The organism is Rhodococcus sp. SG20037 (assembly GCF_031763325.1).
GTDB classification, from domain to species: Bacteria; Actinomycetota; Actinomycetes; order Mycobacteriales; family Mycobacteriaceae; genus Rhodococcus_F; species Rhodococcus_F qingshengii.
The window spans coordinates 481,477-505,339 of sequence record NZ_CP134497.1; the positions used below are offsets into that span (position 1 = coordinate 481,477).

Below are 23,863 nucleotides of genomic sequence, written 5' to 3' on the forward strand. Positions count from 1 at the left end.
GTTCACGGAGGATTTCAGTGCAGAGCCTGCAGACGCAGTTTCCGAATTTCATCGGCGCAGAGGCCGAACCACCCCGCGTCGCCCGCTACGCCGTCAACGAGGCGATGATCCGCAACTGGGTCGAGGCGCACGACGACCGCAACCCGATCTACGTCGACGCCGAAGCCGCTCGCAGTACCGGTCGTCGAGACGTCGTCTGTCCGCCCGCCATGATCTCGACCTGGGTGATGGCGGGTTACCGACGTTATAGGCAGGTCCAGCAACTTCGTGCCGACGGAGTCTCCGAGGACTTCGCCTATTCACGACTGCTGGCGCTGTTGGACGAGGCCGGATACACCTCCGTTGTCGCGACCAACGTCGAGCAGGAGTATTGCGCGGAGCTGAGCCCCGGTGACCACGTCACCGCGCATTTCACCATCGAAGCGATCTCGCCGTTCAAACAGACGGCTCTCGGTCACGGGTGCTTCATCACTCTGTTCAAGAAGTACGTGGACCAGGACGGAAAGACGCTGGTCGAAGAGCGCTTTCGACTGCTCAGATTCAAACCAGATGCCCAGACAGATACCAAGCCCGAAGCCCAGGAGGTAATCGCATGAGCGAGACTGGCTCCCGCCACACCGCGGTGCCGAGACTCACCGTCACCGACGACAACGATTTCTTCTTCTCCGCGGCCAAAGAGGGTCGCCTCGAGATCCAACGGTGTGCGGATTGCAAGACTCTGCGCCACCCGCCAGCGCCCGCCTGCCCGGAATGCCGCTCGTTCAGTTGGGACACAGTCGAATCCACGCGGCGATGCACGTTGCACAGCTTCACGGTCATCCATCACCCGAAGGATCCTGCTTTCGAGTACCCACTCGCCGTCGGACTCGTCGATCTCGAAGAAGGCACGCGTCTGGTTGCCGACATCGCGGGGATCGATCACGAGGAACTCGACTTCGGCTTGGAACTCGAAGTGACCTTCTCCGAGCACGCTCACGGCGAGATGCTGCCGCAACTGAGGCGACGGGGTTCGGTGCAATGACGAAACTGATTGACTGCGAGATGGGTTCGGTCCTCCCCAGCCTCGAATTGCCGTTGGATCGAACGCTGATCGTCGCCACTGCGATCTCTTCTCAGGATTTCGAGGACGTGCATCACGATCCGGGCAAGGCCCAGGATCGCGGAACTCCCGACATCTTCATGAGCATCAACACCACCAACGGGCTCATCGACCGCTATATCACCGACTGGTCCGGCCCGGCATCACGGATCGTCAAAACATCACTACGGCTTGGTGTTCCGAACTATCCCGGAGACACCATGACATTCACCGGCGAGGTCACCGCCACAGACGGCCGGGCGCTCACCGTGACGGTTCTCGGGAAAAACGCCCGTGGAACACACGTGACGGCCGACGTGACTCTCGAACCGGTGGAAAGGGTAATCGCATGACACGAGGATTTTCGAGGCAAGCAGCCATCGCCGGAATCGGCGCAACCGAGTTCTCCAAGAACTCCGGCCGTAGCGAATGGCAGTTGGCGTGCGAATCCGTGATCGCCGCACTCGACGACGCTCACATCGAGGCAGAAGAGGTGAACGGATTTGCGCTGTTCACCATGGAGAACAATCCCGAGATTGCGGTCGCACGCGCCCTCGGGATCCCGGAATTGACGTTCTTCAGCCGAATTCCACACGGCGGCGGCGGTGCCTGCGCACCGGTTCAACAAGCAGCGCTTGCCGTCTCCAGCGGAGTTGCCGACGTTGTGGTCGTCTACCGTGCCTTCAACGAAAGATCAGGTCACCGATTCGGCGCCGGCCCGCCACCTTTTGCGTACAACGCGTCGACGGACCAGGAGTATCGGAACTGGATCAACCCGTACGGGCTTCTGACCCCGGCGCAGCAGGAAGCCTTCCTCGCCAAGCTGTACATGCACAAGTACGGGGCAACAAGCGCCGACTTCGGCCAGATCTCGGTCCTCTCACGCAAGCATGCGGCGAACAACCCCAAGGCCTGGTTCTACGAACGCCCGATCACTATCGAGGACCATCAGAACTCACGCATGATCGCCGATCCCATCCGCCTGCTCGACTGCTGCCAGGAAAGTGACGGCGGACAGGCGCTGGTCATCGTCAGTGCGGAGCGCGCCCGCGACCTGCCGCACAAACCTGCGGTCATCAGTGGCGCTGCGCAAGGTGTAGGTCCGCAACAGATTTCGATGAGCAGCTACTACCGCGACGACATCGACAGCATGCCGGAAGTCGAACTCGTGGCGCGCCAACTGTGGGACCAGGCCGGTATCGGGCCGGACGACATCGATGCCGCAATTCTCTACGACGCTTTCACCCCGATGGTTCTGCTTCAACTCGAGGAGTACGGATTCTGCGGTCGGGGCGAGGCAAAAGACTTCATCGCCGACGGCAATCTCGAGCTGGACGGTCGCCTGCCGATCAACACCCACGGCGGTCAACTCGGTGAGGGATACATCCACGGCGTCAACGGTATTGCCGAAGGTGTTCGCCTGATCCGCGGCACCTCCACCAATCAACCGACCAAAACTCTGGACAACGTGCTCGTGACCGGCGGCTCTCCCGTCCCGCACAGTGCGCTCGTCCTCTCGGCAGATCGCTGAATCTGCCGCCTATTCGAGAAAGCAGGAACAAGATGAGCGAGCGGATCACCTACGCCAGGGCCACCCACGGCGAGGAAGAAATACAGGCTGTTGTCGACGTCTTGCGCAGCGGGCATCAAGGATTGCGCATCGGCAAGAACGTCTTCGAGATGGAAGAACGTATCGCGGCCTTGGCCGGCAAGAAGTTCGGTGTCATGTGCAACTCGGGATCCTCGGGTTTGTACTTGGCAGTCGAGCTGCTCGGACTGCCTGCCGGCAGTGAGATCATCACGTCGCCGTTGACGTTCTCCACCGACATCGCACCGATCGTGCGTGCCGGTCTGGTGCCGGTGTTCGTGGACGTGGAACCCAACACGTTCAACGTCGACGTCACCAAGATCGAAGCCATGGTCACCGCGAAGACCGGTGCCATCCTGATGCCGAACCTGGCCGGCAACTGCCCAGACTGGGACGTCATCCGTGATATCGCTGATCGCCATGGACTCAAGGTGATCGAGGATTCGTGTGACGCGATCGGCGCCACGCTCCGCGGTACTCCCACCGGGTCTCGGGCGGACATCGTCGTCACCAGTTTCTCGATGGCACACATCATCACGTGCGCGGGAACCGGTGGAATGGTGTGCGTCGACGACGAAGCCAGCCGTGACAAGGCTTTGCTGCTTCGCCGCTGGGGCCGTCGTAGCGAGCCGAACCTGTTCGGCAGTACCAAGTCCGGCCGAGTCTTCCGTGAAGAACTCGACGGCGTCGACTACGACAACGACTTCATCTTCGAGCTCATGTCGTGGAACTTCGAGCCCTCCGAACTCGGCGCAGCTTACGGCGTCGTGCAGCTCGACAAGCTGGAACAGAACTACAAGACGCGTAAGGCCACATTTGCGGCCTTCACGGCGGCATACGGCGCCCATCCTGAATTCTTCACGACGCCGGTAGAACTCGACGGTCTCGACACGGCGTGGCTGTGTTACCCGGTGATGATCAACGAGAACGCCCCCTTCACGCGCAGCGACCTGCAGGAAGCCATCGAGGCCGACGGTATCGACACACGAACTGTGTGGAGCGGCAACGTCACTCGTCATCCGATGATGAACAACATCGAGTTCCGTCAGCCGGCCGAAGGATTGCCGGAAGCCGACGCGGTTTTCGCCCGAGGAATGACACTCGGCATGAGCCACGGCCTGCGTGACGACGAAGTTGCCCGGATTGCGGAGAGCATCAATCGCTTCGCCTCGAAGTTCAAATAGCATGACGAGGCGCTTCGAAGGACGCCGAGCGCTTGTCACCGGTTCCAGCCGCGGAATCGGTGCAGGCGTCGCAGAGAGGCTGGCAGCGGAAGGCGCTGACGTCGCTCTCGTGGCCCGGACGCTCGGCACGCATGCAACCCTGCCGGGCAGTCTCGAAGAGACTGCTGCTCGAATTGCCAAGTACGGAAACAAAGTCGAGATACTTGTCGCAGATCTGACGGACGAGCAGCAGCGCGACACCGTTGTGCCGCTGGCGATCGAGAAGCTTGGCGGGACGATCGACATCCTGGTGAACAACGCGGCAGCGGCGATCTATCAGCCGCTCTCGGATTACCCACTGCGGCGGCGACGGTTGATGTTCGAGGCAAATGTCCATGCACCGCTCGATCTGATGCAAGCCGTGGTGCCGGGGATGGTGGCAAACGGACACGGCTGGATCGTGAACGTGTCCAGTGGCACCGTCAAACCGTGGCATGGCCCGCCGTTCACGTGGGTCGAACCGGGAACTGCCATGACCGTGTACGGCGCCTCCAAAGCAGCGCTCAACAGGATGAGCAACGGCATGGGCGTGGAACTCTACGGCCAGGGGGTTCGCGTCAACACGGTTCAACCGCGGGCAGCGGTGCTCAGTGAGGGCGCCAGAGTCCTGGTCGGTGAGACTATCCGGCCGGATCAGGTCGAATCTATGGAAGAAATGGTGGAAGCGGTCACAGCGCTGTGTGATTGCGACACCGAGTTCACCGCGCGCTCGAGCGTCAGCTTGGACCTGATCGACGAGTGGTCCCTGACCGTGCGTGGTCTGGACGGCGCAGCATTACCGGAGAACCCAGCATTACGAACCGAGGAGTTGGCATGAAGCCCGTCATCGTGGACGCAGCACGAACGCCGTTCGGCAAGCGTGAGGGTTGGCTGTCCGGAGTCCACGCGGCGGAACTGTTGGGTTATGCGCAGAAAGGCGTGCTGGATCGGGTGGGCGTGGATCCTGGCGCGGTCGACCAGGTCATCGGCGGCTGTGTGACGCCTCTCGGTGAGCAGTTCGGAAACATCGTGCGTACGTCCTGGATGCATGCGGGCCTTCCGTTGAAAGCGGGCTGCACCACGATCGACGCGCAGTGCGGAACCGCGCAGCAATCGGTGCAGTTGATTGCCGGGCAGATTGCCATCGGTGCAGTCGACGTGGGTGTGGCATGCGGTGTGGAACTGATGTCCCGCGCTCCGTTGACGTACAAGGTGGGTACCGGCCTCGGAACACCACGTCCGGAGTCGTGGTCACTCGATACCGTCGATCAGTACACCGCGGCCGATCGGATTGCTGTCAAGCGCGGTTTCAGCCGCGAGGATCTCGACTCCTTCGGGCTGCGCTCGCAGCAGCGAGCCGCAGCAGCATGGGAGGCAGGACGCTTCGACTCGCACATCATCGATGTGGTCGCTCCGGGCTCTGACGCTCCGGTCCATCGGGATCAGGGTCTGCGCGAATCGAGTCTCGAAGGACTCGCGAAACTGCGGACCGTTCAAGAGGGCGGATTGCACACCGCTGGAACGTCTTCGCAGGTCTCGGACGGTGCGAGTGCCGCTCTACTGATGTCCGAGGATCGAGCCAGGATGCTCGGCGTGCGGCCGCGGGCAAAGATATTGGCGCAGTGCGTCATCGGCGGAGACATCGAGTTCATGCTCGACGGCCCCGTGGACGCGGCAAACATCGTGCTCGGACGCACCGGTCTGACGATCGACGACATCGACCTGTTCGAGGTCAACGAGGCATTTGCTTCGGTACCGATGTCGTTCGCGCAGGTTCACGGCGTCGATCCCGAATTGCTGAACGTCAACGGTGGTGCGATCGCACTGGGCCACCCGGCCGGTGCAACCGGAATCAGACTGTTGGCCAATGCCATCGACGAACTGGAGCGCCGGGACAAGTCCATCGCGCTGATCGCGATCTGCGCGTCCGCCGCAACCACCTGCCTGATTCTCGAACGCATCTGACAAGAACCGAAGATTGAGGAACCTGCCATGGCACTGCCCCTGCTCGAAGATCACCGTGACCTGGCGGAAGCGGTAGCCGCATTCGCGAACCGCTTCGGTGGAATCGCCGATACGCGCAGCAACGTCAAGCGGTACGCCGCCGGTGATCGGCCGGACTCGTGGGATGGATTGGTCCGTCAGGGACTGCACGCAGTGCACCTGCCGGAGCAGTACGGCGGTGACGGGGCAGGTCTTGCCGAACTGGCGGTGGTAGTCGAGCAATTGGGTGATGCGCTTTACCCGGGACCGTACGTTCCGACGGTCATTGCCAGTGGGATCCTCGCAAAAGCTGCCGGCCCGGCTGCGGAATCAATGCTGACCGAATTGGCTGCCGGTGCAACCGGAGCAGTCTGCACCGGCGTGGGATTGCGCGCGGCTCGCAGCGATGCAGGGTGGACCGTGAGCGGTTCTGCCGACCCGGCTCTAGGTCTGCCCGGAGCCGATGTCGTTCTCGTGCAAGCGAACAGCGACGACGGCGAGTTGTGGTTCCGGCTCGAGCAGTCGTCTTCCGCTGCGGTGGAGGTCGAAGACGGAGTGGATCTGACACGCTCGATCGGGACACTGACGTTGACCGACCACAAGGTCGACGCTGGGCTGATCGTCGAGGGTCTCCAGGCGCACCGAGTCGAACTGATCGTCAACACGGTGTTGGCTGCGGAGGCGAGCGGTATCGCCGGGTGGGCGCTACGCACCGCGGTCGACTACGTGAAGTCCCGGCAGCAGTTCGGCCGTCCGGTCGGAAGCTTCCAGGCAGTTCAGCACAAGGCGGCCATGATGCTGGTCCGCTCCGAGATTGCCTGTGCCGCAGCGTGGGACGCGGCTCGGTCCGAAGAGCACGGCGAGGATCAGCACAGACTTGTCTCGGCTCAAGCTGCGTTGGCCGCTTTGCCGGTCGGCATCGAGAACGCCCTCGAATGTGTCACGTTGCTCGGCGGAATCGGATTCACCTGGGAACATGACGCGCATCTGTACTGGCGCCGGGCAATCAGTATCGCTGCGGTGGCGGGTTCCGAGGTGAAGTGGGCACACACGTTGGGAGACCGGTCCGCCGATTCGGAACGGGATTTCTCCTTTGTAGACCCGGACATGCTGCCTGAACTACGAGAGCAGGTTCGCAGGGTTCTGGACGAGGTTGCGCTGCTGCCCGACGACGGAACCACCAGCGCCAGTTGGGCGCCGGCCAAGGGGAGCGCTCGACGCGCCCGATTTGCCGACGCCAAACTGGTAGCCCCGCACTATCGGGCGCCGTACGGGCTGGGAGCAGGACCGAGAGAACAGGCCGTCATCGCACACGAATTCGCGATGCGAGGTTGGGCTCAACCGTCCACGGTGATCGGGGAATGGGTGCTGCCCACGATTCTCGAACACGGCAACGCCGAGCAGCAGGACAGGTTCGTCGAGCCTTCGCTGCGCGCCGACATCATCTGGTGCCAGCTGTTCAGTGAGCCGGGCGCGGGATCAGACCTGGCCGGTCTGAGCACGAAAGCGCGCAAGGTCGACGGTGGCTGGGTCCTGTCGGGTCAGAAAGTGTGGAACTCGGGCGCGCACGAGGCCGATTGGGGAGTATGCCTGGCGCGTTCCGACGCCGACGCTCCGAAACATCGTGGGCTGTCGTACTTCCTGGTCGACATGACCTCGAAAGGTATCGACGTACGTCCGCTGAAACAAGCCACCGGTAAGTCGGAGTTCAACGAGGTATTCCTCGACGACGTCTTCGTCCCGGACGACTGCCTGGTGGCGGAGCCGGGGCAAGGGTGGAAGCTTGCTGCGACAACGCTGTCCAACGAACGCCTGAGTATGGGCAGCACGCTGCACCACGGTTCGAGTCGGCTGTTCCGTCAGGTTATCGCCGACGCGAGCCACGACTGCTCTCGCGAAGACGCAGTGGAGGGCCTCGGCCGCAGTATCTCTCGTGAGTTGGCACTGTCCGCGATGAATCTACGCGGGGTGTCGGCGCGACTGGCGGGTCAGGAACCGGGCGCCGAGATCAGCGTGTCGAAGGTGTACAACGCCCTGGCGCAGCGTGAGGGCTCGCGGGATCTGTTGCGACTGCTCGGACCTCGTGCCGCCGTTGTCGACCCGTCGGCGAATTACGCGATAGACCACATCGGACTTCCCTCGATTCTGTTCGGCGGCGGAACCGTCGAAATTCAACTCAACGTCATCGCGCAGCGCGTACTCGGCCTGCCGCGTTCGTAGATCTTAGGAGTTTCACCATGTACTTGGATTTGTCGGAGGAGTCGAAGACTCTGCGCAAGGAATTGCGGGCGTACTTCGCGGAGATCATCAACGACGAAGACCGCCGTGCTCTCGTGGATCAGACCGAAGGCGGCCCCGTCTTCGATCGCATCCTGCGCCGGATGGGTAAAGACGGTTGGCTGGGCTTGGGGTGGCCGGAGGAATTCGGCGGTCGGGGCGAGAACCCCGAAGCTCTGTACGTGTTCTACGACGAGGTGATTCGCGCCAATGCGCCGCTGTCGCTGGTCACGCTGAACACCGTCGGACCCGCTCTGATCAAGCACGGGACGCAAGCTCAGAAGGACTTCTTCCTGCGTCCGATCCTGGCGGGCGAGTTGATCTTTGCCATCGGCTACACCGAACCCAATGCGGGCACCGACCTCGCGGCACTCGAAACACGCGCCCGCATCGAGGGTGACGAGCTTGTCATCAACGGCAACAAGATCTTCACCAGTGCCGGTGTGTTTGCCGACTGGGTCTGGCTTGCCGTTCGTACTGATCCTGACGCGCCGACGCATCAGGGTATTTCCGTGGTCCTGGTGCCGACCAGCTCGCCGGGTTTCTCGGTAACCGAAATTCACACCGTGGGTGGAATCAGCACTTCGGCAACCTATTACGAAGATGTTCGGGTACCGATCACCAATGTCGTCGGTGAGCTCAATCAAGGGTGGAAGCTCATCACCAACCAGCTCAACCACGAACGTGTTGCCCTGGCCGCACGCGGTGGCATCGCCAACGAACTCTTCGCCGAGGTGGTCGAGTGGGCAAAGACGGAACCCGCCGGTGACGGCCACGTCTACGACATCGGCTGGGTACGTGAGAAATTGGCGGAAGTCTACGCGCTGCTCAGTGCTGCCGACCTGATGAACCTGCGACTGGTGGCGGACGTCGCCGCCAACACCTTGGGCGGCGGGGATTCGGCCGCGGCCAAGATTTTCGGTACCGAAGCCGTCGTCAGTGCGTACGGCATGCTGCAGGAAGTGCTGGGCGCCAAGGGCTTACTGCGCCCCGGCGCACCCGGAGCGGTACTGGAAGGGCGGGTCGAGAACCTGGGTCGACGCGCCCAGAACAACACCTTCGGCGGTGGTACCAACGAAGTGATGCGTGAAATTGTCGCCGCAAAATGTCTGGGCATGGCGCTTGCTGCGCGTCGCCGGCCCGCTGCACAGAACGAAAAGAGCTGACATGGAATTCGAATTCGACGACAACTTGTCCGCCGTGCGGGATCTGAGTGAATCGATCTTCTCGGCGAAGTCCGGAGTGGACCGCCTGCGGGAAGTGGAGGGCGCCGGCGGTTTCGACGCCGAACTGTGGAAGCTCCTCGCCGACTCCGACGTTCTGGGAATTCCTCTGCCAGAGGAAGTCGGGGGAGCGGGACTCGGAATGCTAGGCCTGGCAGCGGTGCTCGAACAACAAGGCCGCCGGGTCGCCCAGGTGCCGCTCTGGTCGGTGATTTCGACGGCAGCGCTGCCGATTGCCGAGTTCGGCAGTACGGAGCAGAAAGCGTCGTGGCTTCCGGGACTGCTCGACGGCTCGGTGATCGTCACCGGCGCCTTCGACACCGGCTACAACGCCGAGACGGCAGTTCGCGCCGAGCCGGCTCCTGACGGCTGGGTTCTGTCGGGCCACGTCGACTCCGTACCGGCCGCCGAGTTCGCTGCCGCACTGGTGGTTCCGGTGACGATGCCGGACGGCAGTGTCACCGTGATGATCGTGCCGACGGACCGGGACGCGCTGGTGCGTACACCGCTTGCGGTGACGAACCGCGAGAGCAACAGCGCTGTGCAGTTCGACGGGGTTGCGGTTACTGCAGCTGACGCACTTCCCGCGGACGGCGCGGTGGTTCGAGACTGGACGTTACGACGTGCGCGGGTCGCTCTGGCGGCCCTGGCTACCGGCGTCTGCGAGGAAGCGCTGGCGATGACGGCGAAATACACCTCCGAGCGAGTGCAATTCGGTCGTCCACTCTCGACCAACCAGGCAGTTGCCGTCCGGGCCGCCGACGCGTACCTCGACACCGAGAGCACAAGATTGACCACCCACCGCGCTGCCTGGCTGATGGACAGCGGAGTCGAGAGTGAAGCGGAAGCAGCGGCGCTGGTCGCCAAATGGTGGGCGTCGCGCGGCGGTTTGCGCGTGGTGCACGCGACCCAGCACATGCACGGCGGAATCGGCGCGGATGTCGACTATCCGATTCACCGCTATTTCCTGTGGGGACGGCAGATCGCCTTCACTTTGGGGAGCGCGGGGGCGATAGGCGCCGAACTCGCCGATCAGTTGGAGATCCGAGCCCAGATCGGGGCGTCGGCGTGAATATCTGAGACGACAGGTTCCAGTCACGGGCAGCGCGTCGGCAATCATCGCGCTACTCTGCCCTTCGTGAATCGCACCAGTTCGTTCATCAGGCCGTTGGTTCCGCGGGACCCGCACGAGCCGCACCGGGTGGCGACGCCGCTCGAACTGCTCACCGACCTCTGCTTCGTCGTGGCGGTCGCTCAAGCGGCCACCGGCCTGCACCACGCGATCAGCGAAGGGCACGTGGCTTCGGGCGTCGGGCACTTCGCGATGGCGTTTTTCGCGATCTGGTGGACGTGGCTGAATTTCACGTGGTTCACCTCGGCGTACGACAACGACGACGGAATCGCCCGGCTGCTGACCATATTCCAGATCCTCGGATCGCTGGTCCTTGCAGCCGGCATCGTCCGCTTCTTCAACGACGACGCCCTGCTGATCATCGTCGGCTACGTCATCATGCGAATAGCCCTGGTCATCCAATGGCTCAGGGTCTCGCGGAACGACCCCGAGCATGCGCTCACGGCGCGTCGATACGCTCTCGGAATCGTGTTGGTCCAGATCGGTTGGATCGGTTTCTACTTCGTGCCGTCCGCCGTTTACGTCCCGACGTTCCTGGTGTTGGTTCTGTGCGAATTCGCGGTACCGATCTGGTCGGAGAAGCCGGGCATGACGCCGTGGCACCCGCATCACATCGCGGAGCGGTACTCGTTGTTCTTCATCATCGTTCTGGGCGAGACGATCCTTTCGACCACCATCGCGATTCAGGACGCCGTGGACGGTGAGCATCCGGCAGCGCAGGTCACCTACGTCGTGATCGGCGGCATTCTGATTGTCTTCAGCCTGTGGTGGTTGTACTTCCAACGCAATGCAGGCGAAGTGATCGGCGGTGACAACGTCTCACCCTTCGTCTGGGGGTTCGGTCACTACTTCATCTTCGCCGCCGCTGCCGCCATCGGTGCGGGGTTGGCCTCGCGCGTCGACTTCTGGACTCATCACGGTGACGGCAGCGCGTTGGTGACGGGTGCTGCCGTCACCGTTCCGGTCGCGGTCATCCTTGCCGCCTTGTGGTTCATCCACATTCGACTACACGACTCCTCGGTACGCACCCTCGTGCCGTTCTCGGTCGCGATAGTCGTCGTGCTCGGTGGTACCTACACCGCGGTGCCCGAACTGGTCGCGGGACTGGCCTGCGCCGCGCTGTTGGCCGTGGAACTGATTCTGACCGAGGGCAAATCCGAAACCGTCTGAGCGCTCATTCGGCGGCAAGGAATATCGCCTTGGTGACGGCGACGGTTTTCAACGGTCCCTTCGACGGTCCGACCAGCACGGTCCACCGATCTTCGGAACGATCTATCGGATAGCTGCTTTCGGACCACACGATGGGGGTATCCGTCCCTTGCCCTCGGCAGGAGTAGGCGCCCGCCAGGCTTGGGTTCGATTCGGGAGAGGGCCACGAACCGCCGTGCCGGACGCGGCAGAGGAGGCCGTTCTCGAGTTCGAGCCCGAAGGGAGTCGGGTCGGCGGGCGGCGGATAGGCCTCGACGCCGTCCACGCCTCGAGCGGTGATCAGTTCTGTTCCCCAGGGAAATTGCAGGCAGAGAATCGAATCGGGCTCCGGGCCGACCCAACACGCGTCCGCGCCGTCAGCGGTGATTCCGCAGGTGATGACTCCCGGCGTGACAGCCGACTGTGATGCTGCGTAGCACTCGCTGATCTTCATGGCCGGCGTTTGGACGCTCCAACCGGATTTGGGTTTGCCGGAACCGTCGACGGCAACAAGATTCACGATCTCGGTCGGGGTACCGCCTGCCGATGATCCCGCAGTCGTAGGCAAGCATCGGCAGAGGACTATGCGGGTGATCGTTCCCTCATCCGCCTTCTTGCCTTCGGGTGTGAAGGTGATGCGATAGCCGGTTCCCGCTTCGGTGTCGGCCGGAAAGACTGCGACCGATTCCCCGTCGGAATTGGTTGTGGCAGTGAAGGGACCGTAAAGTTCGGCGGCACGCTGCATCTTCTGGCCGACGGTCAGTCCGTCCAGTGTGGCAGCGCCGGTCCGGGGCGCGATTTCGACGAGAACGCCGTCGGTGAAGGTCAATTCGCAGTCCTGCCACTGGACGACCACTGTTCCGGTCTTCGATACCGGCCCAAGATCGCCGGCGGCTTTCCGCGTTTCCTCCTCCGTCATGCCGATCCGAAGGTTGCGGAAGCCGCTGGTGGAGAGTCGCTCCCGTGCGGATTCGGGATCCGAGGCAACCGCCAGCCGTGCGGTGAGTTGCGCCGCGTTGGCAGCGTCGATCGCCATGCCCCCGGTTGCGTCGGCGATGCACTTCAGCTGGGCGGACGCAGCGGCGTCGAGCTTGAATCCGATGGTGTGGATGGTCAGGTCAGGATCGTGGGGCATCGCTTGGGTGGACTCACACGGAGGTTCGGTCGAGCAGGTGTCCTCCCCGTCGGAGACGAGGATGATCGTGCGCTCACCATCGGCGGGGAGTGCGGCGGCGGCTTGTTGAAGCGCAGCCATGATCGGCGTGTATCCCGACGCGGACAGCCCGTCGATTCCCGCTGCGAATGCATTTCGATCGAGTGGTCCGAGTGGCACGACGGTCTTGATGTCGCGGCAACCCGCGAACTTCTCGGCGTCGCTGCTACCCGTGGCGGTGCCGTACGCGATCAGACCGAGCGCAGCATCGTCTGGGAGGCCACTGACGAGAGTGTGAATCGCGTTCTTGGCGGCATCGATTCGAGGACCGGGAGCGTCGTCCTGCTTCATCGACCCCGAGGCGTCCAGCACGATGACGGTAGGCGCCGTTGCGCTCGCTTCTGAAGCCGGATCAGCAGTGACACTTACCTGCTGGGTCCCGCCTGCTTCTTTGGGCCCGCCACTGCCCTGCGTCGAACACCCGACGGCAATGATCGCAGTCGCCGCAATACAGATCGCCACACGAAGACGCATGGAACGAGGCTACGAGCTGACGTGGTCGGTCAACAGTCGTCCGAACGGACGACACTGGCTCAGCGAATCGCGAGTCGCTCCTTGCGGAGCTTGTCGACCTCGGGCAGATGCAGGGGTTCAAGCTCGTTCACACCCAAGGCGCGCATGAGCAGGAGGTCCGCGAGTTCGGGGTTGCGAGCCAAAGCGGGTCCGTGCATGTACGTCCCGATCACCGAACCCTGCACGACGCCTTCGAATCCGTCGCCGACGCCGTTTCCGACACCATGGGTGACACGTGCGAATCCAGAGGCTGAGCTACCCAGAGTTGTTCCGCCGCGGTGATTCTCGAAACCTGAGAGGGGCGCGGTGAGTCCGTCGATCAGCGGCTTCGTGATGACTTCGCCGATGGAACGCTTCTCCTGCGGCGAGGTCGTGACGTCGAGCATCGAGACACCGTCGACGCGTTCGCCGCTGGAGGTTTCGTACCAGTTGCCGAGCACCTGAATGGCAGCGCAGATCGCCAGAACCGGTGCGCCACGCTCTGCGGCGCGTTGCAGACCAGGGTATTTCGCGAGGTGACGCGTTGCGAGGCGCTGAGCGGAATCCTCGGCGCCACCCAACGTGTACACGTCGAGCGAATCGGGGACCGGATCGCTGAGGGTGATGTCCACGATTTCGGCGTCGTAGCCGCGCATCCGCAGACGCTGACGCAGGATCAGGGCATTGCCGCCGTCGCCGTAGGTGCCCATGACGTCGGGGAGTACCAGACCGATGCGAACTGTCGAGTCAGACATTGCGAGACTCCTTCGCGATGGCAGTGTTGAGGTCACGGAAGGCCGTGTAGTTCGCCAGTACCTCCACACGTCCGGGAGGGCAGGAAGCGATGGCGCGCAACGGGTCCGGGTCGAGAGTGTGCTCGACGCCCGCGTACGTGAGGCGAACTGCCAGATCTGTTCCGCGTTCACCGGCGGCCACTACCTTGACACCTTCGAAGTGCTCGAACTTCACGTCCCACAGCCAGGAGAGGTCCTCGCCGTCCGGCACCTGACCGTTCACCGCGATGACCAGACCGTCCACCGTGGGATCGATCATCGACAACGCTTCCTGCCAGCCGGCGGGATTCTTCGCGAGCAGCATGTGAACGGAGTGCGGTCCGACCTCGACGGTGCTGTATCGACCTGCGACTTCTTGAACCGTCGATGCGGCGGCAACTGCCCCGACCGGATCTGCACCCAAAGCCGCTGCAGCCGCTACGGCCTGAGCTGCGTTGCCGCGGTTGGCTTTTCCGGGGAGGGTCAACGTCATCGGAATCTTCAGGCCGTCGGGGCCGTAGAGATTGTCGTCGTCGAGCCACCAGGTCGGCTCGGGCCGCGCGAAGTCGGAACCGGTACTGCGCCAGTGCTTTCCCTCCCACACGATGGGTTCGCCGGTGCGCGGGCAGCTGACGGAATCGCCGGCCCAACCGCCGCCGGCAGCAACCCACACGACGTTGGTGGCGTCGTATGCCACGGAGGTGACCAGTACGTCGTCGCAGTTGGCGACGATCACCGCATTCGGATGCGCGTTGACGCACGCGCGCAGTTTCCGTTCGATCATGTTGATCTCGCCGACCCGGTCGAGCTGATCGCGGCTGAGATTCAGCAGCACGATCACTTCCGGGTTCACGGCGTCGGCTACGTGGGGGACGTGCAGTTCGTCGACCTCGAGTGCCGCCAGCGTCGCATCGGTACGCGCGGCCAGGGCGGCCACGATCCCGGCATCCATGTTGGCGCCGTCGGCCTGCGTGGCGACGTTACCGAGTGTCGCGAGCGCTGCGGCGGTCATACGCGTGGTCGTCGACTTGCCGTTGGTGCCGGTGACCACGACGGTGCGCTTGCCGCGTCCGAGCTGAGTCATGAGCGTCGGGTCGATCTTGAGGGCGATCAGCCCGCCGATCATCGAACCCTTGCCGCGACCGGCCTTCTGCGATGCCCAAGATGCTGCTGCGGCAGCTCGCATGGCGAGCTTTCCGCGCGCTGTGATCGATAGTCCAGTTCCCACGGCCCGAGTTTGGCACAGGGCGTCGTCAGACGCCGAGTCGCGCCGGTGGTGAGGCTGCAGGTGTGTCCGAGAAAACAGTGTTCGCGGGCTTACGTCTCATCTGTGCGGCGCTCGCTCCGGCGATCACGATGACCGCCCCGACCAGTGACAACAGGCTCGGATCCTCGTGCAGGAACAGCCAGGACGCGCCGATTCCCACGACTGGCACCAGCAAGGAGAGCGGCGCCACCATGCCGGCGGGATAGCGGCCCATGAGCATCGTCCAGAGCCCGGATCCGGCGATGGTGCCGAGCAGAATGATGTAGGCCAGCCCGACCAGCGACGGCCAGGCGTCGGCGCTGAATGCGGTGCCGAGTGCGTGCCAGCCGACTGTGGGGCCCTCGACCACGGCTGACAGTGCGAGCATCGGCAACGGCGGGATGACACACATCCACAACATCAAGCGCATCGGTGCAGGCTCGCCGACGGTGTTCGCCGCGGCCAAGCGGCTGCTGAGATTGCCGAACGCCCAGGACAGGCCGCCGAGGAGCGTGAGGATGACGGGCAACAGTGCCGCGTGGTGCGAGCGGTCCCAGCCGATCAAGGACATCCCGCCAACGGCGACGGCGATACCGGAGACTTGCCAGACGCTGAGCTTCTCGCGGAGCAGGAAAGCGCCGAGTAGGACGGTGAACGGTGCTGACGACTGCAGGACAAGTGATGCAAGGCCCGTCGGCATCCCCGAATGCATCGCCCAGAAGAGGAAGACGAACTGGCCGAATCCGAAACCGAATCCGTAGAGCAGCAGCCAGCGGAGCGGCACCTGTGGACGCGGCACGAAGATGACCACCGGAATCGCGATGATCAGAAACCGCAGCGCTGCGAAGAAGAACGGCGGGAAATGATCCAGGCCGACGCGAATGGCCAGGAAGTTCAGACCCCACAAGACGATCACGGTCAGGCCGAGGAGACGGTCGCGGGGAGTCATGCGTTAATCGTGAGCCTTACGAAGCATCAGAACAAGCGAATATAGATGCACTATCCATGTAGTTTTGCTACATGGATATTCGTCACCGTATGGATGCCACGCGCTTGCGAATCCTCCGCGAGCTCGCCGACCGAGGAACCGTCGGCGCTACTGCTCTCGCCCTCTCGATGACGCCGTCCGCCGTCTCGCAACAACTCAAGATCCTCGGACGAGAAGCGGGGGTCTCGCTCCTCGAACCGGACGGGCGCACGCTGCGCCTCACCGACGCGGGTCGAGCGCTGGTGCTTCGCGCCGACGACGTGGTGGCGGCGCTAGACCGGGCGGCGGACGAGATGGCGTCGTACCGAGGCTCGCCGCGGGGGAAGGTGCGAGTCGCGTTCTTTCCCTCCGGCGCGGCGCTCCTGCTGCCCGGTGTCCTGACGGCGCTGAAGAACTCGGACGTGGACATCGACGCCTACGACGTCGACAAACCGGCGTCGGCCGTCCCTGGGCTGTTGGCCGATCACGATGTGATCCTCACTCACCGTGACGAACGCGGAGCCGAGACGTCGTTTCCCCGGGTCAGCGTGCAACCGCTGATGCGTGAACCGATCGATCTGGTGCTGCGGCCTGATCATCCACTCGCCGAGCAGGATTCGGTCCGGCTGGAACAATTGGCCGACGAGAACTGGATAAGCGTGCGCGGCGGGTTTCCGGTCGACGACGTTCTGCTGTCGGTTGCGTCGGTAACCGGCGTCCAGCCTCGCGTCGCTCATCGGATAAACGATTTCCGCGTCATCGAAGAACTGGTGGCGGCGGGCCACGGCGTGGCTTTGATGCCGCGATACGCGATCACGCATCCCGGAGTTTCGAGGAAACCGGTGGCGGGAGTGCGCGCTGCACGAGTTTATGAATTGGCAACTCGGTTACACGCCAACCGCAGTCCGGCTATCGGAGTCGTGCTCGACGCCTTTCGTGACGTCGCGCGTGCTGTCGGTGAATGAAGGCTGTCGGTGAATGAAGGGCCGTTGGTGAATGAACGGCTGTCGGTGAATGAGCAGCTGTTGGTGAATGAACACAAAACGGGAGCGACACGATTAGTGTCGCTCCCGTTTCGGTAGTGCAATCCTCACGGTTTAGTGAGGGTCGCTTAGTGAGGGCCGGTATCAGGCGAGAGCCTTGGCCTTCAGTGCTGCGAATTCTTCTTCACTGATGGTGCCGGCGTCGAGAAGTGCCTTTGCATCTGCGATGGATTCGGCCGGGGACTTTCCGGCAACCTCACGGATGTAGCTGTCCTGTGCGTTCTTGACCTGCTGCGCAGCCTCGAGGGACCGCTGTGCCATTCCGTCACTGCGAACGATCAGGTAGACGAGCGAGGTGAGCAGCGGAATGAAGAACAGGAAGACGATCCAGATTGCCTTCACCCAGCCGGAGGTCTTGTGATCGCGGAACAGGTCGGTGATGATCGAGAAGAGCAGGATCAAGTACGCGATGAACGCGAAGCTGATGATGATCAGCCAGAGGAAGTCCCAAAAGGAATCCATTGTCGAGCTCCATTTCACAAGTCGGATTTGTCTGAGCTGACTATCTCACGCGCACGTGGCGTCTGCATCATCCTCGATGGGTGAATTCTTTTTGTTAACTTCGCTAACCGACTCTTTCGGGACCAATGTCATGCCGAATCGAAAACATCGACCGAAAATCTTCAGTGCTCTGAAAACGACCCTGGCCCCACCCGAAAATCGGGTGAGACCAGGGATTGTTCACGAGTCAGGAGCTGAGTGTCAGCTGGCGCGGTTCACTGCCGAGACCACAGCGCGCAGCGAGGCCGTCGTGATCGACGTGGCGATACCCACACCCCAGACGACGGTGCTCTGACCCTCCGGGCCCGTCACGGCGCACTCGACGTAGGCCGCGGCCTGGGCGTCGTCACCGGCGGACATCGCGTGCTCGGAGTAGTCGAGGACACGAACGTCGAAGTTGATGCTTCCCAGCGCGTCGACGAAGGCAGCGAGCGGGCCGTTGCCGGTTCCCGAGATCTCCTGCTCCTTGCCGTTCACCTTGACGATCGCGGTGATCGCATCGGTGCCGCCGTCCTCCTCGGACGCGGTGACCTTCTGCTTCATGCGCTCGAGCGGGGTGATGGGAGCGAGGTACTCCTCGTGGAAGACATCCCACATTTCCTTCGGCGAGACCTCGCCGCCCTCGCCGTCGGTGATCTTCTGGACCGACTGCGAGAACTCGACCTGCAGACGACGCGGCAGCACCAGACCGTGATCGGCCTTCATGATGTATGCGACGCCGCCCTTGCCGGACTGCGAGTTCACACGGATGACGGCCTCGTAGCTGCGGCCGACGTCCTTCGGGTCGATCGGCAGGTAGGGGACCTGCCAGAGAATGTCGTCGACGTCGGAGTTCTGGCTGTCGGCGTCGACCTTCATGGCGTCGAGGCCCTTGTTGATCGCGTCCTGGTGGCTGCCGGAGAACGCGGTGTAGACCAGGTCGCCGCCGTACGGATGACGCTCGTGGACGGGCAGCTGGTTGCAGTACTCGACCGTGCGACGGATCTCGTCGATGTTCGAGAAATCGATCTGCGGATCGACGCCGCGCGTGAACATGTTCAGAGCGAGAGTGACCAGGCAGACGTTGCCGGTGCGCTCACCGTTGCCGAACAGGCAGCCTTCGATGCGGTCCGCGCCGGCCTGGTAGCCCAGCTCGGCTGCAGCGACACCCGTGCCGCGGTCGTTGTGGGGGTGCAGCGACAGGATGACCGAATCGCGGCGGGCCAGGTTGCGGTGCATCCACTCGATGGAGTCGGCATACACGTTGGGTGTAGCCATCTCGACGGTGGCGGGCAGGTTCAGGATGACCGGGTTGGCCGGCGTCGCACCCAGGGTTTCGGTGACGGCGTCACATACTTCCTTGGCGTACTCGAGCTCGGTGCCGGTGTAGGACTCGGGCGAGTATTCCCAGCGCCAGTTCGTGTCCGGGTACTTCTTCGACTCGGCGAGGACCAGTTCGGCGGCGTCGGTGGCGATCTTCTTGATCGTGTCCTTGTCGGCGCGGAACACGACGCGGCGCTGCAGAATCGAGGTGGAGTTGTAGAAGTGCACGATCGCGTTCTCGGCACCTTCACAGGCCTCGAACGTGCGCTTGATCAGCTCGGGACGCGACTGCGTCAGCACCTGGATGGTGACGTCGGACGGGATGGCGCCGTCCTCGATGATCTCGCGAACGAAATCGAAGTCCGTCTGGCTCGCGGACGGGAAGCCGACCTCGATCTCCTTGTAGCCCATACGAACCAGGAGATCGAACATACGACGCTTGCGCGCCGGGCTCATCGGATCGATCAGCGCCTGGTTGCCGTCGCGCAGGTCAACGGCACACCACTGGGGTGCTCGGTCGATGATCTTGTCCGGCCAGGTGCGGTCGGGCAGCGTGACCGTCTCGACCTCTTCGGCGAACGGGCGGTAGCGGAACGTCGGCATCGACGAGTTCTTCTGCGTGTTCCACGCAGGCTGGTCGGACGGTGCCGGCTTCGTGGGCGGGGTGATGGTGCGAGTGCCGGTGGTGAATGCGTCAGCGGGGGACATGGGTGTGATCTCCAGGATTGTGGACCCGGCCTGTTGACCTGTTGGTCAAGACCATGAGTCCGGAAGGCTTGGTCGACCGGCGCACAAAAACCCCGCGGCGGGAGGCCAGTCTGGATCAGACCCCGTCGCGGCAACCAAGAAGGAGTGCGCGCTGCATGCACAGCACTCTACTCCTGGATTTCGCGAGAAATCGGTGGGGTTCGCCCTCATGTCCAATTTGTCGCCGAATTGTGCTGCCGTTTCGGCCCCGAAAATGGTGGACTGTCGTCCATGGATCCCCGAATCGCCGTGGCGAGCACGTACCTCGACGCGCTCCGCAGTCACGATGGCAGTTCCGTACCGCTGGCTCCGGACGCGGTACGCCACGAGGTCGGGCTCAAGACCGGATTTTCGGGGAATCATTTGCGGCGCAGCCTTTCCGGAGGTCCTCAGTATCGCGTGATCCGCGACATTCGTGAGGTGGAGTGGACGGTCGACGGGGACGACCTGACGGCTGACTACCTCCTCGACGCCGGGTTGTTCGGGCGGAACCTGATGACCGTTCGGGTTACCGAGACCTTCCGGATACCCGCTGACGATCACCGCATTCACCACATCACCGCGAAGATTCGACCGGCGCGCGCCAAGCACACGTGATGCGCTCGATCCGCTGGATCGTCTGTTCACTGCTGATCGTTCTCGCTGGTCTCGGTGCTGCCGGCTCGGTGCTCGCGCTGTTCGTCCACACCCAGGTGAACGACACCGACAGTTACGTCGAGACGGTTGCCCCGTTGGCTTCCGAACCTGCTGTCCAAGCGGCTGTCGTTGATCGGCTGACCGAGGAACTGACGCAGCGGTTGGACCGGTTTCCGCAGGTGGTGACGAGACAAGCCGAGAAACTTGTTCGGGAGGCGGCTCAGTCGTTGGTCTCCAGCGACCAGTTCGCGACGCTCTGGACCGCGGCCAACCGTCAGGCGCACGCGCAACTTGCTGCGATGGTGACCGGCAGAGCCACCGACGGCATCGTTCGGTCCGACGACAGCGGAACAGTCACCTTGTCCCTCGAGCCGATCATGACAGAACTGCGGACGAACCTCCGCGATCGCGGATTCACCGTCGTCGATCGTCTTCCGACGTTCGATCCGCAGTTCGAGATCCTGCAATCCGACGAGCTGGTGCGGGCCCAGGACCTCTCGAACACTCTCGACCGGGCAGCGGCCTGGCTGCCGTGGGTGTCGCTGGCCTGTGCGATCGCGGCCGTCGCAGTTGCGCCGAGGAGAATGCGCGCACTGTCCCTGGTCGGGCTGGCGACGGCGGTGGCGATGATCGCCCTGTTGGTGGCGCTGGCCGTCGTGCGGCGAGTCTATTTACAGAATTCAGACATACCGTCATCTGAGGCGGCAGTCGCGGTGTACGACGCGCTGGCAGTTTCGCTGGTCAGCAGTATCCGCGTGCTTCTCGCCTGCGGAGTTGCCGTCACGGTGGTCGGTTACGTTGCCGGTGGCTCGCGTTCTGCGACGTTGATGCGAGCGCGGATCTCGCAACTGATCCCGCGCGGATCTGAGGCGAACAGCAGTACGCATCGGGAAGTCCCAGGACCACCTCGGTAAGCTCGACCTCTGGTATCTGTAAACAATTTCGACCTGGAGGTAGAAACGCGTGGCTCTCGTCGTCCAGAAGTACGGCGGATCCTCGGTGGCAACCGCCGAGCGCATCCGACGAGTCGCTGAACGGATCGTCGAGACCAAGAAGGCCGGCAATGATGTCGTCGTCGTGGTGTCAGCGATGGGCGATACCACCGATGAGCTGCTCGATCTGGCTCAGCAGGTGTGCCCTTCCCCGCCGGCCCGTGAAATGGACATGCTGCTGACCTCGGGTGAGCGCATCTCCAACTCCTTGGTAGCGATGGCAATTCACTCCCTCGGCGCCGAAGCTCGTTCGTTCTCGGGCTCACAAGCCGGAGTCATCACGACCGGCAGCCACGGAAACGCCAAGATCATCGACGTCACGCCGGGCCGTGTTCGCACTGCGCTGGACGAAGGCTCGATCGTTCTGGTCGCCGGATTCCAAGGCGTCAGCCAGGACAGCAAGGACATCACGACGCTCGGACGCGGTGGCTCGGACACCACTGCCGTGGCGTTGGCAGCTGCACTCAACGCTGACGTCTGCGAGATCTACACCGACGTCGACGGCGTTTTCTCCGCCGATCCGCGCATCGTCCCCGACGCTCACCGCCTCGAGACGGTTTCCTTCGAGGAAATGCTCGAACTCGCAGCGTGTGGTGCGAAGGTGCTCATGCTCCGCTGCGTCGAGTACGCCCGTCGTTACAACGTGCCTGTGCACGTCCGTTCGTCATACACCACCAAGCCCGGAACAATCGTGTCCGGATCGATGGAGGACATTCCTGTGGAAGAGGCCCTGATCACCGGAGTCGCGCACGATCGCGGCGAAGCCAAGATCACCGTTGTCGGATTGCCGGACACACCGGGACACGCTGCCAAGGTGTTCCGCGCAGTCTCCGATGCCGAGATCAACATCGACATGGTGCTGCAGAACATCTCCAAGGTGGAGACCAACAAGACGGACATCACCTTCACGCTTCCGACGGCCGACGGCCCCCGCGCCGTCGAGATCCTGACCAAGCGTCAGGAAGACATCGGCTTCACGCAGATCTTGTTCGACGACCACATCGGCAAGGTTTCCCTGGTCGGCGCCGGAATGCGGAGCCACCCGGGCGTCACCGCCACGTTCTGCGAGGCGCTGGCCAAGGCAGACATCAACATCGACCTCATCTCGACCTCTGAGATCCGCATCTCAGTGCTGGTCAAGGACACCGAATTGGACGACGCTGTACGTGTCATCCACGACGCTTTCGGGCTCGGTGGCGAAGAAGAAGCAGTAGTACACGCTGGAACGGGACGGTAATTTCTCATGACGACTATCGCTGTTGTCGGTGCGACCGGTCAGGTCGGCATCGTCATGCGCACTTTGCTCGAAGAGCGGAACTTCCCCGCGGACAAGGTGCGGTTCTTCGCATCTGCACGCTCCGCCGGTAAGAAGCTGCCCTTCCGCGGCGAAGAGATCATCGTCGAGGATGCGGCCGCCACATCGGATGAGGACCTGAAGGGCATCGACATCGCCCTGTTCTCAGCCGGTGCGACGCTCTCGCGCGCCCAGGCTCCGCGCTTCGCTGCTGCCGGCGCGACCGTTGTCGACAACTCTTCGGCATGGCGCAAGGATCCCGAGGTTCCCCTCGTGGTCAGCGAGGTCAACCCGCAGGACACGAAGAACCTGGTCAAGGGCATTATCGCGAACCCCAACTGCACCACCATGGCAGCGATGCCGGTGCTGAAGGTTCTGCACGATGAAGCCGGTCTGCAGCGTCTGATCGTCTCCAGCTACCAGGCCGTGTCCGGTAGCGGCATCGCCGGCGTCGAGGAACTCCTCGGCCAGGTGCGCGCCGTAGTCGGAGACGCGGAGAAGCTGGTTCACGACGGCAGTGCCGTCGACTTCCCGGCCCCGAACAACTACGTCGCCCCCATCGCGTTCAACGTCCTGCCGCTGGCAGGTTCGCTGGTCGACGACGGAAGCGGCGAGACCGACGAGGATCAGAAGCTCCGCAACGAGAGCCGCAAGATCCTCGGACTTCCCGATCTGTTGGTTTCGGGTACGTGCGTGCGCGTTCCCGTCGTGACCGGGCACTCGCTCGCGATCAACGCAGAGTTCGCCAACCCGCTCTCGGTTGCTCGCGCCAAGGAGATCCTCGCCGACGCTCCGGGCGTCGAGCTGATCGAGGTTCCGACGCCGCTGGCCGCTGCCGGTGGCAACGCGTCGCTGGTCGGTCGTATCCGTCAGGATCCGGGTGTCCCGGAGGGACGCGGACTCGCGCTCTTCGTTTCGGGCGACAACCTGCGTAAGGGTGCCGCGCTCAACACGATTCAGATTGCCGAGCTGTTGGTCGGCTAGAT

Annotated in this window: 22 protein-coding genes; 16 read left to right on the forward strand and 6 right to left on the reverse strand. The window is 63.1% G+C overall.

From position 1 onward, the window contains the following. Positions 1 to 17: 17 nt before the first annotated feature. The 11 genes from RHP72_RS02270 (at position 18) to RHP72_RS02320 (ending at position 11,653) form a co-directional block, all read left to right on the forward strand. Positions 18 to 596: a MaoC family dehydratase N-terminal domain-containing protein gene (locus RHP72_RS02270; RefSeq protein ID WP_214924896.1), complete on the forward strand. Its 579-nt coding sequence runs from the start codon at positions 18 to 20 to the stop codon at positions 594 to 596. Next, positions 593 to 1,021, forward strand: a complete 429-nt coding sequence (locus RHP72_RS02275; protein WP_311094254.1) for an OB-fold domain-containing protein — start codon at positions 593 to 595, stop codon at positions 1,019 to 1,021. Before RHP72_RS02270 ends, RHP72_RS02275 begins: the two co-directional genes overlap by 4 nt. After that, positions 1,018 to 1,431, forward strand: coding sequence for an acyl dehydratase (locus RHP72_RS02280; protein WP_311094255.1), 414 nt, complete (start codon positions 1,018 to 1,020; stop codon positions 1,429 to 1,431). Before RHP72_RS02275 ends, RHP72_RS02280 begins: the two co-directional genes overlap by 4 nt. Next, complete coding sequence (locus RHP72_RS02285; protein ID WP_030535711.1) at positions 1,428 to 2,609, forward strand: lipid-transfer protein; 1,182 nt, start codon at positions 1,428 to 1,430, stop codon at positions 2,607 to 2,609. Before RHP72_RS02280 ends, RHP72_RS02285 begins: the two co-directional genes overlap by 4 nt. Positions 2,610 to 2,641: 32 nt before the next feature. After that, positions 2,642 to 3,850 carry a DegT/DnrJ/EryC1/StrS aminotransferase family protein gene (locus tag RHP72_RS02290; RefSeq protein WP_218695391.1) on the forward strand — a complete coding sequence of 403 codons (1,209 nt, stop codon included), beginning with the start codon at positions 2,642 to 2,644 and terminating at the stop codon, positions 3,848 to 3,850. 1 nt (position 3,851) lies between these two features. Beyond that, positions 3,852 to 4,706: an SDR family NAD(P)-dependent oxidoreductase gene (locus RHP72_RS02295; RefSeq protein WP_311094256.1), complete on the forward strand. Its 855-nt coding sequence runs from the start codon at positions 3,852 to 3,854 to the stop codon at positions 4,704 to 4,706. After that, a complete protein-coding gene (locus tag RHP72_RS02300) occupies positions 4,703 to 5,833 on the forward strand; it encodes a steroid 3-ketoacyl-CoA thiolase (RefSeq protein WP_050656971.1) in 1,131 nt (376 codons plus the stop codon). Before RHP72_RS02295 ends, RHP72_RS02300 begins: the two co-directional genes overlap by 4 nt. A gap of 27 nt (positions 5,834 to 5,860) precedes the next feature. Then, positions 5,861 to 8,071 (forward strand): acyl-CoA dehydrogenase, encoded by a 2,211-nt coding sequence (locus RHP72_RS02305; RefSeq protein WP_311094257.1) that lies wholly within the window; start codon positions 5,861 to 5,863, stop codon positions 8,069 to 8,071. Between the two features lie 17 nt (positions 8,072 to 8,088). Continuing rightward, a complete protein-coding gene (locus RHP72_RS02310; RefSeq protein WP_260646296.1) occupies positions 8,089 to 9,294 on the forward strand; it encodes an acyl-CoA dehydrogenase family protein in 1,206 nt (401 codons plus the stop codon). Between the two features lies 1 nt (position 9,295). Beyond that, positions 9,296 to 10,423 carry an acyl-CoA dehydrogenase family protein gene (locus RHP72_RS02315; protein WP_058227094.1) on the forward strand — a complete coding sequence of 376 codons (1,128 nt, stop codon included), beginning with the start codon at positions 9,296 to 9,298 and terminating at the stop codon, positions 10,421 to 10,423. A gap of 66 nt (positions 10,424 to 10,489) precedes the next feature. Beyond that, positions 10,490 to 11,653 (forward strand): low temperature requirement protein A, encoded by a 1,164-nt coding sequence (locus tag RHP72_RS02320; protein WP_030535704.1) that lies wholly within the window; start codon positions 10,490 to 10,492, stop codon positions 11,651 to 11,653. 4 nt (positions 11,654 to 11,657) lie between these two features. Here RHP72_RS02320 and RHP72_RS02325 read toward each other — a convergent pair whose 3' ends face one another. From RHP72_RS02325 to RHP72_RS02340, 4 genes are read right to left on the reverse strand one after another with little or no spacing between them, the layout of a single operon-like run. Next, complete coding sequence (locus RHP72_RS02325) at positions 11,658 to 13,358, reverse strand: VWA domain-containing protein (RefSeq protein WP_311094258.1); 1,701 nt, start codon at positions 13,356 to 13,358, stop codon at positions 11,658 to 11,660. A gap of 59 nt (positions 13,359 to 13,417) precedes the next feature. After that, positions 13,418 to 14,131, reverse strand: coding sequence for a type 1 glutamine amidotransferase (locus RHP72_RS02330; protein WP_007731510.1), 714 nt, complete (start codon positions 14,129 to 14,131; stop codon positions 13,418 to 13,420). Next, positions 14,124 to 15,377: a MurT ligase domain-containing protein gene (locus RHP72_RS02335; RefSeq protein WP_064073531.1), complete on the reverse strand. Its 1,254-nt coding sequence runs from the start codon at positions 15,375 to 15,377 to the stop codon at positions 14,124 to 14,126. The genes RHP72_RS02330 and RHP72_RS02335 overlap by 8 nt, the downstream gene beginning before the upstream one ends. A 25-nt stretch (positions 15,378 to 15,402) precedes the next feature. Further along, on the reverse strand, positions 15,403 to 16,344 hold the full coding sequence (locus RHP72_RS02340) for an EamA family transporter (RefSeq protein WP_311094259.1): 942 nt from the start codon (positions 16,342 to 16,344) through the stop codon (positions 15,403 to 15,405). Positions 16,345 to 16,433: 89 nt separating this feature from the next. Between RHP72_RS02340 and RHP72_RS02345 the strand changes: the two genes are divergently transcribed. Continuing rightward, positions 16,434 to 17,327, forward strand: a complete 894-nt coding sequence (locus RHP72_RS02345) for a LysR family transcriptional regulator (RefSeq protein WP_003943476.1) — start codon at positions 16,434 to 16,436, stop codon at positions 17,325 to 17,327. Positions 17,328 to 17,489: 162 nt separating this feature from the next. Here RHP72_RS02345 and RHP72_RS02350 read toward each other — a convergent pair whose 3' ends face one another. Together RHP72_RS02350 and leuA are read right to left on the reverse strand one after the other, a co-directional pair. Then, positions 17,490 to 17,867: an SHOCT domain-containing protein gene (locus tag RHP72_RS02350; RefSeq protein ID WP_003943489.1), complete on the reverse strand. Its 378-nt coding sequence runs from the start codon at positions 17,865 to 17,867 to the stop codon at positions 17,490 to 17,492. Positions 17,868 to 18,107: 240 nt separating this feature from the next. After that, positions 18,108 to 19,916: a 2-isopropylmalate synthase gene (leuA, locus tag RHP72_RS02355; protein ID WP_003943488.1), complete on the reverse strand. Its 1,809-nt coding sequence runs from the start codon at positions 19,914 to 19,916 to the stop codon at positions 18,108 to 18,110. Positions 19,917 to 20,186: 270 nt separating this feature from the next. Here leuA and RHP72_RS02360 point away from each other — a divergent pair, with 270 nt between their 5' ends. The 4 genes from RHP72_RS02360 to RHP72_RS02375 are packed head-to-tail and all read left to right on the forward strand — an operon-like array spanning position 20,187 to position 23,861. Then, positions 20,187 to 20,552: a hypothetical protein gene (locus RHP72_RS02360; RefSeq protein WP_003943492.1), complete on the forward strand. Its 366-nt coding sequence runs from the start codon at positions 20,187 to 20,189 to the stop codon at positions 20,550 to 20,552. After that, complete coding sequence (locus RHP72_RS02365) at positions 20,552 to 21,505, forward strand: hypothetical protein (protein ID WP_209448284.1); 954 nt, start codon at positions 20,552 to 20,554, stop codon at positions 21,503 to 21,505. The genes RHP72_RS02360 and RHP72_RS02365 overlap by 1 nt, the downstream gene beginning before the upstream one ends. A gap of 49 nt (positions 21,506 to 21,554) precedes the next feature. After that, positions 21,555 to 22,820 carry an aspartate kinase gene (locus RHP72_RS02370; RefSeq protein ID WP_003943494.1) on the forward strand — a complete coding sequence of 422 codons (1,266 nt, stop codon included), beginning with the start codon at positions 21,555 to 21,557 and terminating at the stop codon, positions 22,818 to 22,820. Positions 22,821 to 22,826: 6 nt separating this feature from the next. After that, a complete protein-coding gene (locus RHP72_RS02375; protein WP_311094260.1) occupies positions 22,827 to 23,861 on the forward strand; it encodes an aspartate-semialdehyde dehydrogenase in 1,035 nt (344 codons plus the stop codon). The last annotated feature ends 2 nt before the right edge of the window (positions 23,862 to 23,863 follow it).

Bases quoted from the DNA above. Each gene is read 5' to 3' on its own strand.
- RHP72_RS02275 (WP_311094254.1), top strand. From the start codon at position 593: ATGAGCGAGACTGGCTCCCGCCACACCGCGGTGCCGAGACTCACCGTC.
- RHP72_RS02280 (WP_311094255.1), top strand. From the start codon at position 1,018: ATGACGAAACTGATTGACTGCGAGATGGGTTCGGTCCTCCCCAGCCTC.
- RHP72_RS02285 (WP_030535711.1), top strand. From the start codon at position 1,428: ATGACACGAGGATTTTCGAGGCAAGCAGCCATCGCCGGAATCGGCGCA.
- RHP72_RS02290 (WP_218695391.1), top strand. From the start codon at position 2,642: ATGAGCGAGCGGATCACCTACGCCAGGGCCACCCACGGCGAGGAAGAA.
- RHP72_RS02295 (WP_311094256.1), top strand. From the start codon at position 3,852: ATGACGAGGCGCTTCGAAGGACGCCGAGCGCTTGTCACCGGTTCCAGC.
- RHP72_RS02300 (WP_050656971.1), top strand. From the start codon at position 4,703: ATGAAGCCCGTCATCGTGGACGCAGCACGAACGCCGTTCGGCAAGCGT.
- RHP72_RS02305 (WP_311094257.1), top strand. From the start codon at position 5,861: ATGGCACTGCCCCTGCTCGAAGATCACCGTGACCTGGCGGAAGCGGTA.
- RHP72_RS02310 (WP_260646296.1), top strand. From the start codon at position 8,089: ATGTACTTGGATTTGTCGGAGGAGTCGAAGACTCTGCGCAAGGAATTG.
- RHP72_RS02315 (WP_058227094.1), top strand. From the start codon at position 9,296: ATGGAATTCGAATTCGACGACAACTTGTCCGCCGTGCGGGATCTGAGT.
- RHP72_RS02325 (WP_311094258.1), bottom strand. From the start codon at position 13,358: ATGCGTCTTCGTGTGGCGATCTGTATTGCGGCGACTGCGATCATTGCC.
- RHP72_RS02330 (WP_007731510.1), bottom strand. From the start codon at position 14,131: ATGTCTGACTCGACAGTTCGCATCGGTCTGGTACTCCCCGACGTCATG.
- RHP72_RS02340 (WP_311094259.1), bottom strand. From the start codon at position 16,344: ATGACTCCCCGCGACCGTCTCCTCGGCCTGACCGTGATCGTCTTGTGG.
- RHP72_RS02345 (WP_003943476.1), top strand. From the start codon at position 16,434: ATGGATGCCACGCGCTTGCGAATCCTCCGCGAGCTCGCCGACCGAGGA.
- RHP72_RS02350 (WP_003943489.1), bottom strand. From the start codon at position 17,867: ATGGATTCCTTTTGGGACTTCCTCTGGCTGATCATCATCAGCTTCGCG.
- leuA (WP_003943488.1), bottom strand. From the start codon at position 19,916: ATGTCCCCCGCTGACGCATTCACCACCGGCACTCGCACCATCACCCCG.
- RHP72_RS02360 (WP_003943492.1), top strand. From the start codon at position 20,187: ATGGATCCCCGAATCGCCGTGGCGAGCACGTACCTCGACGCGCTCCGC.
- RHP72_RS02365 (WP_209448284.1), top strand. From the start codon at position 20,552: ATGCGCTCGATCCGCTGGATCGTCTGTTCACTGCTGATCGTTCTCGCT.
- RHP72_RS02375 (WP_311094260.1), top strand. From the start codon at position 22,827: ATGACGACTATCGCTGTTGTCGGTGCGACCGGTCAGGTCGGCATCGTC.